9 protein-coding genes are annotated in these 13305 nt (G+C 61.0%); 1 reads left to right on the forward strand and 8 read right to left on the reverse strand.

Going from position 1 to position 13305, the window contains the following annotated elements:
* Window positions 1-48 precede the first annotated feature (48 nt).
* From BJQ17_RS09990 to BJQ17_RS10005, 4 genes are all read right to left on the reverse strand, one after another.
* Entirely contained in the window at window positions 49-783 is a 735-nt protein-coding gene (locus BJQ17_RS09990) for an amino acid ABC transporter ATP-binding protein (protein ID WP_003254971.1), read from the reverse strand.
* Window positions 780-1451, reverse strand: coding sequence for an amino acid ABC transporter permease (locus BJQ17_RS09995; protein WP_012051387.1), 672 nt, complete (start codon window positions 1449-1451; stop codon window positions 780-782). Before BJQ17_RS09995 ends, BJQ17_RS09990 begins: the two co-directional genes overlap by 4 nt.
* Window positions 1452-2198 carry an amino acid ABC transporter permease gene (locus tag BJQ17_RS10000; RefSeq protein ID WP_003254968.1) on the reverse strand — a complete coding sequence of 249 codons (747 nt, stop codon included), beginning with the start codon at window positions 2196-2198 and terminating at the stop codon, window positions 1452-1454. It lies immediately after the preceding gene.
* 145 nt (window positions 2199-2343) lie between these two features.
* A complete protein-coding gene (locus BJQ17_RS10005) occupies window positions 2344-3261 on the reverse strand; it encodes a glutamate/aspartate ABC transporter substrate-binding protein (protein WP_047605032.1) in 918 nt (305 codons plus the stop codon).
* A gap of 332 nt (window positions 3262-3593) precedes the next feature.
* Here BJQ17_RS10005 and BJQ17_RS10010 point away from each other — a divergent pair, with 332 nt between their 5' ends.
* Window positions 3594-7916, forward strand: coding sequence for an NEL-type E3 ubiquitin ligase domain-containing protein (locus BJQ17_RS10010; protein WP_070095977.1), 4323 nt, complete (start codon window positions 3594-3596; stop codon window positions 7914-7916).
* A gap of 27 nt (window positions 7917-7943) precedes the next feature.
* On the opposite strand, the gene glpD is transcribed toward BJQ17_RS10010, so the two are convergent.
* From glpD to BJQ17_RS10030, 4 genes are all read right to left on the reverse strand, one after another.
* A complete protein-coding gene (glpD, locus tag BJQ17_RS10015; RefSeq protein WP_003254964.1) occupies window positions 7944-9482 on the reverse strand; it encodes a glycerol-3-phosphate dehydrogenase in 1539 nt (512 codons plus the stop codon).
* Between the two features lie 287 nt (window positions 9483-9769).
* On the reverse strand, window positions 9770-10525 hold the full coding sequence (gene glpR, locus BJQ17_RS10020) for a DNA-binding transcriptional repressor GlpR (protein WP_003254962.1): 756 nt from the start codon (window positions 10523-10525) through the stop codon (window positions 9770-9772).
* A 101-nt stretch (window positions 10526-10626) separates the two neighbouring features.
* Window positions 10627-12126, reverse strand: a complete 1500-nt coding sequence (gene glpK / locus BJQ17_RS10025; RefSeq protein WP_003254960.1) for a glycerol kinase GlpK — start codon at window positions 12124-12126, stop codon at window positions 10627-10629.
* Between the two features lie 51 nt (window positions 12127-12177).
* The gene (locus BJQ17_RS10030) at window positions 12178-13029 is read right to left on the reverse strand and encodes an MIP/aquaporin family protein (RefSeq protein WP_003254959.1); all 852 of its coding nucleotides are present in this window, start codon (window positions 13027-13029) and stop codon (window positions 12178-12180) included.
* Window positions 13030-13305: the final 276 nt, after the last annotated feature.

Raw genomic sequence — 13305 nt, forward strand, 5'->3', positions numbered from 1 at the left:
CAGCTTCCGCTGCCTGGTGGGGCCGTGGCAGCGGAAGCTGTGGCCGGGTCAGTGCTGCAGGATCTTGCTGAGGAAGTGCTGGGTGCGCTGGTCGCGGGCGCTCTGGTCACCGAAGAACGCTTCCTTGGTGCAGTCTTCGATGATGCTGCCCTTGTCCATGAAAATGACCCGGTTGGCGACTTTGCGGGCAAAGCCCATCTCGTGGGTTACGCACATCATGGTCATGCCTTCTTGGGCCAGTTGAACCATCACGTCCAGTACCTCGCTGACCATTTCGGGGTCCAGTGCCGAGGTGGGTTCGTCGAACAGCATGACGATCGGGTCCATCGCCAGGGCGCGGGCGATGGCCACGCGCTGCTGCTGGCCACCGGAGAGCTGGCCGGGGTGTTTCTTGGCATGGGCACTGAGGCCTACACGCTCGAGCAGCGCCAGGCCCTTCTTGGTGGCTTCCGCCTCGCTGCGGCCCAGCACCTTGCGCTGGGCGATGGTCAGGTTCTCGGTGATGGTCAGGTGCGGGAACAGCTCGAAGTGCTGGAACACCATGCCCACGCGCGAGCGCAGCTTGGGCAGGTTGGTCTTCGGGTCGGCAATCGAAGTGCCATCGACCACGATGTCGCCCTTTTGGAACGGCTCCAGCGCGTTGACGCACTTGATCAGGGTGGACTTGCCCGAGCCCGACGGGCCACAGACCACCACCACCTCACCTTTCTTGACCTCGGTGCTGCAGTCGGTCAGTACCTGGAAGTCGCCGTACCACTTGTTGACGTTCTTGATGGAAATCATACGGTGATCCTTTTTTGCAGGCGCTTGACCAGCCACGAAGCGGAGAAGCTGATGAGGAAGTAGACGACGCCGGCGAAGATCAGGAACTCATGGGAGCGCCCGATGATGTCGCCGTTGGAGCGTGCCGAGTTGAGGAAGTCGACCAGGCCCACGGTGTATACCAGCGAGGTGTCCTGGAACAGGATGATGCTCTGCTGCAGCAGCAGCGGGGTCATCTTGCGGAAGGCCTGGGGCAGGATGATCAGGCGCATGGTCTGCGCGTAGTTCATGCCCAGCGCTTGCGCGGCGCCCATCTGGCCCTTGGAGATCGACTGCACACCGGCGCGGACGATTTCGCAGAAATACGCGGCCTCGAACATCATGAAGGCGACCACGCAGGAGGTGAAGGCACCCACCGGGGTATCTTCGCCGGTGATCCAGCGCAGCACGAACGGGACCGCCAGGTAGAACCAGGTGATCACCAGCAGCAGCGGGATCGAGCGGAAGTAGTTGACGTAGGCACCGGCCAGGTTCGACAACAGTTTGCTCGACGACAGGCGCATCAGGGCCAGGATGGTGCCCAGCACGATACCGCCGATGACGCCCATGACCATCAGTTTGAGGGTCATGACCATGCCCTCCCAGAGGGCAGGCAGGGCAGGGATGATTTCGCTGAAATCCATTTCCATTTACTTGCCCCCCACGGAAATCAGGCCAGGCACGGCGACTTTCTTCTCGATCATGCGCATGAGCAACATCAGGCCCATGTTCAGGGTGAAGTAGATCAGCGTGGCCAGGGTGAACGCCTCGAACAGGTTGGCGGAAAACTCTGCGGTCTGTTTGGTCTGCGCCAGCAGCTCCATCAGGCCGATCAGCGACGCCACCGAGGAGTTCTTGAACACGTTGAGGAACTCGGAGGTGAGCGGCGGAATGATGATCCGGTAGGCCTGCGGCAGCAGCACATTGTTGTAGATCTGCGGGAGGCTGAAGCCCATGGCGCGGGCGGCAGCTTCCTGGCCTTTGGGCAGCGCCTGAATACCGGTACGCACTTGCTCACAGACGCGTGCGGCGGTGAACAGGCCCAGGCAGACGACCACGCTGATCAGCGCCGAAGTGGTCGGGTTGAGGTCCTGCTTGAACCATTCCTGCAAGCCTTCTGGCAGAAGGTCCGGTACCAGGAAGTACCAGATGAACAGTTGCACCAGCAGTGGCACGTTGCGGAACAGTTCCACGTAGGCGGTGGCGATACCCGATACCAGGCGGTTCGGTACGGTGCGCATGACACCGAGGACTGACCCCAGCAGCAGCGCGATGATCCAGGCGGTGATGGCGATGGCGATGGTCCAGCCCAGGCCGGTGATGTACCAGTCCAGATAGGTTTCGCTGCCCACGCCGGTGGACTTGAAGAACACGCCCCAGTCCCAGTTGTAATTCATCGGGATTTCCCCTCAGACGGTTGTTTCACGGGCACCTTCGAGCATCCGGGGGCGCAAGGCGCCCTCGGATGAAAGGTTAGACACTAATGAGTGGCCTGCAGAATTGATTCGTGCTTGTGAGCACCAGGCCACTATTTGCTGAGGATCAGGACTTCTTCTCGTCCGCAGCCTTGTCGGTCGGCTCGGCGATCAGTTTTTTCAGCTCGTCGCTCATCGGGAACTGGAGGTTCAGGCCCTTTGGTGGAATCGGCTGCTGGAACCACTTGTCGTAGCTTTTGTTGACTTCGCCCGACTTGAAGTAGGCCACGATGGCGTCGTCGACCGCTTTCTTGAACGCAGCGTCTTCCTTGCGCACCATGCAGCCGTAGATTTCGTACGACTGTGGCGTACCGGTGATGACCCAGTCGGATGGCTTGCGCGCCTTGGCCATTTCACCGGCGAGCAGGGCGTCGTCCATCATGAAGGCCACGGCGCGGCCGCTTTCGAGCATGTTGAAGGCTTCACCGTGGTCCTTGGCGGAAATCACGTTCATCTTCATCTGCTTGTCGGCGTTCATCGCCTTGAGGATGCGCTCGGAGGTGGTACCAGCGGTGGTCACCACGTTCTTGCCGGCCAGGTCCGGGAAGTCTTTGTATGCAGGCTGACCGTCCTTGACCTTGGTCAACAGGCGGGTACCGACTTCGAAGATGCCGACCGAGAAGCCGACTTGCTGCTGGCGCTCGACGTTGTTGGTGGTGGAGCCGCACTCCAGGTCGACGGTGCCGTTCTGCACCAGCGGAATACGGGTTTGCGAGGTGACCAGGTTGTAACGGACCTTGATGTCCGTGCCCAGTTGCTTTTTCAGCGCGTCGACGACGGCCAGCTGGATGTCATGCGAGTAACCGACGGGCTCGGGTTTGCCGGCCAGGTAGGAAAATGGAATGGAGGAGTCGCGGTGCCCCAGTGTGATGGTGCCCGATTCCTTGATCTTCTTCAGGGTGCCGGTGAGCTCCTCGGCCATGGCCGGCGAAGCGATGACTGCAGCCGCGATGGCTGCGCCCAGCAATTGACGAACGATACGCATCAAATTTTCCTCGACGTGTTTGTTTTTTTTATGGAGCCGTTGGCGGACTCTTCGTTCAACGAATACAGCAAGAAGCGGGTGCATTCGGCTACCAAGTGTAGAGCATGACTCGTGCCAAGCCTTGCTGTCGACCTTAAACCGCTTGTATTGCTCGCGCTTGACAGTCTCGACATCCCTCCGGGGTTCGCCAGGCCGAATAAATAGCGTTTGCTCGTTCGGTTATCCGAACGCATGGGTCGCCGCACATCCAGATATCGCGTGTGGTAACTATGCAGTGCGCGGCAAGGGCGCAGACGTAGTGTGCTCTGCTCTTTGCCTGGAGAGCTCCACAGATGTCACCGCACCGGCCCCCGAACGATTCCATCGATAGCCTGATTGCCCAAAACTTGCCTGGATGGCTAGTCGACCACGCGCAACCGGAAAGGCTCGATGCGTTACGAAACGCCCTGCGGCGGCAGGCGAACTGCAATGCGCGGCTTGGCCCGATCCTCCAGGCCATCCCTTCTTTGCAGGCCTACGCAGCAGCGTTGCTCAAAACGAAACTGCGCAAGAGCGGCTTCAGCAACCCGGACGTGACGGGCTGGAGGGTAAGGGTCTCGCAGCGGCTGTTGCTGCCCAGCGCTTCGCCTGCGCTGCTGCGGCCCACCTATGTTCGTCGTTCCAGGCGGTCATTGCTGGAGGCGGCGCTGCATAACTATCATCGCAGGGAGACACGCCCCGGGCTCACGCTCAAAGGTGAACTGGTCGATGGCAACGGTAACCGCCTGCCGATGAGCTTCCACGCGTTTGCCTCCACATGTCGCGAGGTTGACGCAGGGGGCAAGTACCAGGCGTTGCTCACGCACCATCTACAGCCTGAAGATGGCCCGGAGGATGAACCGGGCCAGGCCGTTTCCCGCTTGCACGGGCTGTTCGAAGCGAGTTTCAAGGCCCATTTCGAGGTGGCGATGCGGGTCGCTGCGTTGAAACAGGACATTGACGAGCGCACGTATTTTTTTCTGTTGCCGCTTATTGCCGAAAAGCCGGTGGTGCCTGCGCTGGTTGGCACTGTGGTTCCCCGACAGTTGTACCTGCTGGGCCGCCCGGTTGAAGGCGTGCTGACGCTGGAAGTGCGTCCGTCAGCTGAGGGCGCAGTGGAGTCGGTGGTGCTCTGGGTACCCGATGACCCTCATCAGCCCGTCTCCCGTCATGCCAGCTGGGATGCACTCGACAAGTACCTCGGTAAGCGCTTCCGTGCGCCGGCCTATCGGCGCTTTTTCGCGCGCTTAATTAACGAGCGTCAGCGCATCAATTTCTATCGGGTATTAAACGAACGGGTCGCGCAGGCATCGGCAGCCGGGGTGGAACTCGACGCCCGTTCTGCACCGATCACTGACGCACCGTTCGTACACCTGCGCCGGCAACACCTTGCCAAGATCAGGGATGACGCCAAGGTGCTCGCCGTGCCCACCGATGTCGAAGATGACGAAGACCGCGAAGCGCGCATGCAGGGCTACAAAGAGCTGGGTATGAACTTGCTGAATGTGGCGGGGGCCTTCGTGCCTGTGCTTGGCGAAGTGCTGCTGGTGGCAAATGCGGTTCAGATTGCTGACGAAGTGTATGAAGGGTATGAAGATTGGCGCATGGGTGATCGCGAAGGGGCGTTGAACCACCTGTTCAACGTTGCCGAGAATGTCGTGCTCGGCGGGATGATCGCAGCCGGCAGCCAAGTGGCCGTGCGTGCCCTTGAGCGTCTGGCCTTCGTGGATGACTTGGCACCGGTGTGCACCTCCGCAGGCAAGGTCAGGCTCATGGCCACGGATCTGCCCGGTTACGATGCCCAACCGTTGCGGGGTGTCGGCGCACAGGAATGGTTGTGGCACCTCGATGAGGGGCGTTATCGGGTGATGGAGGATCCGCAGGATGGTCGCTCCAGGATCCTGCACCCTGGTCGCCCCAGGGCCTACCGGCCAGTGATCGAGCAGAATGGCGCCGGCGGCTGGCGCCATGAACTGGAAGCTCCCCAATACTGGGAAGGGCGGGCCAATCTGGTACGCCGTTTGAGTACGCCCCTGGCAGAGCTACCGGAACCGACATGCGACTACCTGCTCCAGGTGACAGGGCTGAGTGAAGCGCAGATTCGCCGTTTACACGTTGAGCACATGGGCGCACCTGCACGGTTGCTCGATGCCCTGGAGCTTTATCAGGCACATGAATTACACCCGGACTTCAGCGCGCCGCGGCTGGCGCAGTACGTTGCTGATCGGCAAGTGCAGCCCAATGGCATCGAGCGGATATTGCGGCGCACTTTCCCCGGCCTGTCGGCTCGCTGTACCCGTGAGCTGCTTCAGCAATGCAGCGGTGCGCAGCTCGATACACTCAGCACCGCGCAGCGGATCCCTTTGGCAGTGGCCGAGCGTGCACGATGGTCGCTGCGCGAAAGCCGTCTGGACAGGGCCTGTGCCGGTTTGCGCCTGCCGCGTTGCGTCAATCCGGACACCGAACGCCTGGCTTTGGGCTTGCTCGAGCGTCAGCTGAAATGGCCGGACACCCTGCGCATCGAACTGCGCGAAGGTAGCCCGAGTGGCCGGTATCTGGCCGGTATCGGCGCAGAGTCTGCGCAGGATGTACGGTGTATCGTGCGCCGCGGCGACGGCTATCGCTACGCCGGTCAAGGTACATCCGGCCCCTACCTGGCGGCACTGTTGGCTGCGCTGGACGAGACGCAGACAGCCGATCTCGGCGATGCCGCTGTCAGTCCAGGCGCCCTGGGCTCGTTGTTGATCGAGGCCGCTGCCGGGGATCGCACCCAAGCGGCTGAGCTCTGTGGCATGCCCCGCCTGGGCGTTGGCCTTCGACCCCCGACCCGTTTTGGAGATGGGCGTATCGGGTATGCCTTGAGTGGGCGAGGCGAGAGCAGTCGGCGTGCCATAGGGCGTGGTATTCACCAAGTGTTTCCGACGATGACAGACGGGGAGCTACAAGCCTATCTGCTTGACCTCATGGAGCGGCGAGTAGGGTTGTGGGAGCACTACAGCCAGCTGACGGGGCAGTTGGCGCGCCTGCGTCAGAGCCTGCGCCAGTGGCGCAGGGATGCCAGTAACCCACTGGACGCGCTGCGCCGCCGTCGGGTCGCTACTGCCGTACGGCGAAGCTGGCGGCGCAAGATAACCGACGAGGCCGGGGATTACGCGCTGATCATCAGCGGAGAGCGTATCGGGAGTCTGCCCGAATTACCGGAGGGGGTGAGCTTTGATCATGTGCGACGGCTGATCCTCAGTGACCTGGGCCTTGGTGAAATCAATGCGGACTTTCTTCGACGCTTTCCCAACCTGATTGAGCTCGACCTGTCCGGCAATCGCCTGACTGCGATCCCTCACGGCATTGAACATATGCCCCGCCTGCGGCAGCTAAACCTGCGCCGCAACAGCGTGATAATGGATGAGGCCGGTGAATTGCGTCTTGCCGGGATGAGTGCGCTGCGGTACCTGGACCTCAGCCACAACCCGTTGGGAAGGGCGCCGGTACTGACGCGCCTGGGCAATTTGCGTGAAGTCAACTTGCGCTCTGCCGGCCTGGAGGCGTTGCCTGAGCAGATTTCATTTCGTGCCCATGTGGACGTGCGTAACAACAACATTCGCACACTGCGCCGAGAGTTGCAGCAGCTGCGCCTGCAGGTGCACCAGTTGTCCTTGCACGATAATCCACTTGGCGAAGCTGACGCATTACTGCTCGATGAGGCACGAGGTGTAACCCTAGGGCAGTGGGGGTCAGCGTCCGCACGTCATCGCGCCATTGACAGTGACCTGTTCAATACCTGGGCCAACAGCACAGCCGACGCTGAACGTGATCGCCAGCAGGCCATATGGACAGCGCTGCTTGAGGAACCGCATTCAGATGGAATGTTCCGCTTTCTGGCAGACTTCGTCCACGGCGAGGACTTTGAACAGCACCCTGGGCATTACCGCAGCCGAATCTGGCGGATTCTGGAAACGTGTGAGCAGCACGAGCAGTTGCGTCATCAATTGTTTCTTGAGGCATCTGGCCGGCGCAGTTGTGAGGACCGCCTGCTGCTGTTGCTGGAGCAGATGGAAATTGGGGTTTTGGTACTGCGCGCCGTCGAAGATGCTCATGGCAGCCGGATGGAAGCTCGTTTGCTGAGCCTGGCGCGTGGTTTGTTTCGCCTGGACGAGGTCGACCGCCACGCGACGTTGCACGTGCAACGCATGCATGCCGAGCACGCCCCACATATCGATGAAATCGAGACAAGGCTTTTTTACCGACAGCGGCTTGCGCGTCCGCTGGGCTTGCCGATCGAGCTCGACGAAATGCACTACCCAAGTTTTGCAAACGTAACCACCAGCGACCTGCTGCGGGTCCAGGACGCGGTTCTGCAAAATGAGTCGACGGATGCCCTGATTGCCTCGTTGGCACAGCGGCCTTTCTGGGAGCAATACGCGCGCGAGTTTCATGCGCAGCGATTTGAAGACCTGGTACAGCCACTGCACCAGCGGATGGAGGCCCTGCAGGCTCAGGTAGATGAGCAAGTGATCAGCGAAAACGAGTTTCTGCAACGCTGTGAAGCACTGAAGGCTGATTTCGATCGCAGCGAGCGGGCATTGCTGGCGCGGTTGGCGCGTGAAGCCTACGAGCGCTGGGCGAATACGCCCCCTTGACGGATCAAGAGGGCTTCACCGTCGGTATCAGGCTGCGCGGCTATTCGCGCGCACCTTGCGGGCTTGCTGCAGATACGCCTCCAGGGCCATCTGCTCCTGTGCGGTCAGCGACAGGCCCAGCTTGGTGCGACGCCAGATAATGTCAGCGGTTTGCTCTGCCCATTCCTCTTCCAGCAGGTAGTCCACCTCGCGGGTGAACAGCCCGGCCCCGATAGCCTGCCCGAGGTCTTCGGGGCCGTGAACGCCATCGAGCAGTCGCCACACACGGCTGCCATAGGTGAGCACCCAGCGTTTGGCCAGGTCTACAGGCAACCAGCCGCAACGTGCCAGTACGGCATCGATCAGCGCCTGTACCGTTGTCATGCCCTCTGCGCCCGGCAGTGGCGCACTGGCGGTCCAGGGGCCGCGCATCTGGGTGAAGAAGGGCTTGAGTTCAGCCATGGCCGATTCGGCCAGCTTGCGGTAGGTGGTGAGCTTGCCACCGAACACCGACAGCAGCGGTGCCTGGCCAGCTTCTGCCGAAAGGGCGAGTGTGTAGTCCCGGGTCACCGCCGAAGGGTTGTCCGACTCGTCGTTGCACAGCGGCCGAACGCCGGAGTAGGTATGCAGGATGTCGGCTTGGCTCAGTTGGTGGTTGAAGTGCTCGTTGACGACCTTCAACAGGTAATGTGTTTCCTGCTCGGTAATGGCGACCGCGGCCGGGTCGCCGCTGTATTCCCGGTCAGTGGTGCCGATCAGGGTAAAGCGGTCCAGGTACGGGATGCAGAAGACGATGCGCTGGTCTTCATTCTGCAGAATGTAGGCATGTTCACCTTCATACAGGCGCGGCACGATAATGTGGCTGCCCTGGATCAGGCGGATGCCGTAAGGCGCATCGAGCTTGAGGTCGTCCTTGATGAAGCTGGCCACCCACGGGCCGGCAGCGTTGACCAGCGCGCGGGTATGGATCGTCTGGAGGCTGCCGTCGGCGTGCTGCAGCTCTACCTGCCACAAGCCCTCTACACGTTCGGCGCGCAAGCAGCGGGTGCGGGTGTGGATGTGTGCGCCCAGCTCACGGGCCGCCATGGCGTTGAGTACTACCAGGCGGGCGTCATCGACAGCGCAGTCGGCGTATTCGAAGCCGCGGGTGATTGCCGGCTTCAGCGGGTAGCCCGGGCCGAAGCGCAGGCTACGCGAGGCGCCCAGGCGCTTGCGCTTGCCCAGGTGGTCGTAGAGGAACAGGCCGGCGCGGATCATCCATGCAGGGCGCAGGTGCGGGCGGTGCGGAAGCACGAAGCGCATAGGTTTGACGATGTGCGGGGCCTTGGCCAGCAGCACTTCGCGTTCAGCCAAGGCCTCGCGTACGAGGCGAAACTCGTAGTGCTCCAGGTAGCGCAGGCCACCGTGAATCAGTTTGCTGCTGGCTGACGACGTGTGTTGGGCCAGGTCGTCTTTTTCGCAAAGGAAGACCTTCAAGCCGCGACCAGCGGCGTCGGCAGCGATGCCCACGCCATTGATGCCACCGCCGATCACGACAAGGTCATAGCAGTCGGCTGTTGGGGGCTGGGACGAAACTGGCTGGGACACGGGCAAGGCCTCCTGGGGCTGTTCACATCGAATATGAACATTGATGTTCGTTTGCGAAAATATTAGCGCAACAGAAAGCCGGTCGCCAGTCAGTCTCTATAGAAAAAACTGATCAAATGACAACGAAGTGAACATTTCCGAAAATTTAGGGGGTGGCTTTGGTTATGGGGGGGGCGCTGTCTCAGGCATAACTGGCCCGAAACCGATGCAGGCGCGAGCCACGCTCGCGATGCGCCGCACTTGATCTCACGGCCGCCACACATCTGGCGGCATGCACCCACCAGCCCTCAAACCACCTCAAGCCTGATCTTGTTCTGGTTCAACAATTGGGTAAGGGTTGGGGTTGGTGTCTGGTCGGTCACCAGGCAGTCGACCAGGTCGATCGAGCCCAGACGCACCATGGCATTGCGCCCGAACTTGCTGGAATCGGCCGCGAGGATCACTTGCCGGGCATTGGCGATGATGGCTTGCGACACCCGCACTTCCTGATAGTCGAAATCGAGCAGGCTGCCATCCTCGTCGATACCGCTGATGCCCACCAGGGCGAAGTCGACCTTGAACTGGTTAATGAAATCGACACTGGCCTGGCCGACTACACCACCATCACGGCGTACCGTGCCACCCGCCACCAGCACTTCGAAATCGTCCTTGGCGGCCAGGATCGCCGCCACGTGCAAGTTGTTGGTGATGACTTTCAGGTGGTTGTGGTTGAGCAGCGCCCGTGCGATCGATTCGGTGGTGGTGCCGATGTTGATGAACAGCGACGCATGGTCGGGAATCTGCCGGGCTACGGCGTCGGCAATGCGCTGCTTTTCGTCGCGCATCTGGTCGGCACGCATGGCGTAGGCGGTGTTCTCGATGCTCGAATCGTAAGCCGCGCCGCCGTGATAACGACGCAGCAGGTTGAGCTCGGCAAGCTGGTTGATGTCGCGTCGGATGGTCTGGGGAGTGACAACGAACAGCTGCGCCATTTCCTCGATACTGACATAGCCGCGTTCGCGTACCAGTTCGAGGATTTGTTGTTGGCGAGGGGGCAGATTCATGGGCGGTCCTTTGGGGCTGCCGGACAAATTCTGCAATGATGCCGTAGGAAGGGGATGACGGCCAGTGGACGATTGGGGCCGCATGGCGGCCCCAACAGCTATCATGCCTCGTGATCTTCCCAATCACGGGTGCGCTCGACCGCCTTCTTCCAGCCGGCATACAGCTTTTCTTTCTGCGTTTCGTCCAACTGCGGGCTGAACTCACGCTCGATGATCGCCTTGTCGCGCAGCTCGTCCAGGCCACTCCAGAAGCCACAGGCCAGGCCTGCCAGATAGGCGGCGCCCAGCGCCGTGGTTTCGCGCATCTGCGGCCGCTCGACGCAGGTGCCGAGGATGTCGGCCTGGAACTGCATGAGGAAGTTGTTGGCCACTGCACCACCGTCCACGCGCAGCTCGGACAAGCGCTGGCCACAGTCCTGCTGCATGGCGTCGAGGACATCGCGGGTCTGGTAGGCGATGGACTCCAGTGCGGCGCGAATGATGTGGTCCACCTTTACACCACGTGTCAGGCCGAACAATGCACCGCGGGCATACGGGTCCCAGTACGGGGCACCCAGGCCGGTAAAGGCGGGCACCAGGTACACGCCGTTGCTGTCCTTGACCTTGCTGGCGAAATACTCGGTATCCAGGGCGTCGTTGACGATCTTCAGTTCGTCACGCAACCATTGCACGGTAGAGCCACCATTGAATACCGCACCTTCCAGTGCATAGGCCACCTCACCACGCGGGCCGCAGGCAATGGTCGTGAGCAGGCCGTGGGACGACTTCACCGCCTGGTCGCCCGTGTTCATCAACAGGAAGCAGCCGGTGCCGTAGGTATTCTTGGCTTGACCCGGCTCAACGCACATCTGGCCGAACAGTGCCGACTGCTGGTCGCCGGCGATACCGGCAATGGCAATGCCGCTCTTGGTGTGGCCGTACACTTCCGAAGATGGGCGCACCTCAGGCAGCATTTGCCGCGGGATGCCCAGGATTTGCAGCAGCTTGTCGTCCCACTGCAGGCTGTGGATGTTGAACATCAGCGTGCGCGAGGCGTTGGTGTAGTCGGTGACGTGAACCTTGCCACCCGTAAACTTCCAGATCAGCCACGTGTCGATGGTGCCGAACAGCAGTTCGCCACGCTCGGCGCGTTCACGGGCGCCCTCGACATTGTCGAGGATCCACTTCAGCTTGGTGCCGGAGAAATACGGGTCGGTAACCAGGCCGGTGGTTTCACGAATGTAGCCTTCGTGGCCGTCACGCTTGAGCTGGGCACAAATCTCGGTGCTGCGGCGGCACTGCCAGACAATGGCGTTGTACACCGGGCGTCCGGTTTCCTTGTCCCACACCACCGTGGTTTCGCGTTGGTTGGTGATGCCCAGCGCAGCGACCTGGGCGTGGCTGATACCCGCCTGGGCAAGGGCCTCGACCATGGTGGCGCTTTGTGTGGCGAAAATCTCCATCGGGTCATGCTCGACCCAGCCCGCCTGCGGGTAATGCTGTGCGAACTCGCGCTGGGAGGTACCTACAACATTGGCGTCACGGTCGAAAATGATCGCCCGTGAGCTGGTGGTACCCTGGTCCAGGGCGATGATGTAGTTCTTATCCTGGGTGTCTGTCATGGTCGTAGGCCTTGCAAGAATAGGGGGTCAGGGCTGTGCGTGATGGCGGCATCAATTGGCTTGAGTATCGCCCTGGCGAATGTCATTTGTCTCAGGGGTCGCGGCAGGCGCCATTGGCAGGTTGCGTGCAATCAGGCCGCGATAGCTCGCTGCACCCAAGCAGGCGCCAAGGATCGGTGCAAATACCGGAACCAGGAAATAGGGAATATCCCGCCCGCCAGTGAAGGCGATTTCGCCCCAACCGGCCAGGAAGGTCATGAGTTTTGGCCCGAAATCGCGGGCCGGGTTCATCGCAAAGCCAGTCAATGGGCCCATGGCGCTGCCAATCACTGCAATCAGCAGGCCGATCAGCAGCGGGGCCATGGCGCCGCGCGGCAGGCCGTTGTTGTCGTCGGTCAGGGCCATGATCACGGCCATCAGAATGGCAGTGATCACCACTTCGACCAGAAACGCCTGGCTGGTGGACAGCGACGGGTGCGGGTAGGTGGAGAACACCGAGGCCAGCTCCAGGCTGCCTTCGCTACCGCGCAGCATGGCGTGGGCTTGTTCGAAATCGAAGAACAGATTGCTGTATAGCGTGTAGACCAGTGCTGCGCCACAGAATGCGCCGCATACCTGGGCCAGCATGTAGAAGGGCAGCTTGCGCTTGTCGAACCCTGCGAACAGTGTGAGGGCGATACTCACGGCTGGGTTCAGGTGCGCACCGGAAATACCGGCGGTGAGGTAGATGGCCATGCTGACGCCCACGCCCCAGATGATACTGATTTCCCAAAGCCCGAAGCTGGCGCCGGCCACCTTGAGCGCGGCGACGCAGCCGGTACCGAAGAAGATGAGCAGGGCGGTGCCGAGAAACTCGGCCAGGCATTGGCTGGACAGTGTGGGTTGGCGCAGAGCAGTCGTCATGTATGACCTCGTTTTTTTTGTTGTGAGGCGCGTGGCGCTCGACAGCAAAACCCGGTGTCTATCCCCATTGACCCCGGGTGATGTAGGAAATGCACCTTATAAGTGCACCGCTTATTCAGAAACGAAAAAATATAGACAAGAAACGCTGATGTCAAAGGTCGAAAGTGAACGGTCAGTCACGATATGGTCGCTAGAATCAGCTGCTGATCCCTGTACTAGACGCGCGCGATTGCGGTGCGGTGGCTGGGATGTGGGAATTGTCCTAAAGTAGCCGCC

Origin of the sequence: Pseudomonas sp. NBRC 111139 (genome assembly GCF_001753955.1) — a bacterium.
Lineage (GTDB): Bacteria > Pseudomonadota > Gammaproteobacteria > Pseudomonadales > Pseudomonadaceae > Aquipseudomonas > Aquipseudomonas alloputida.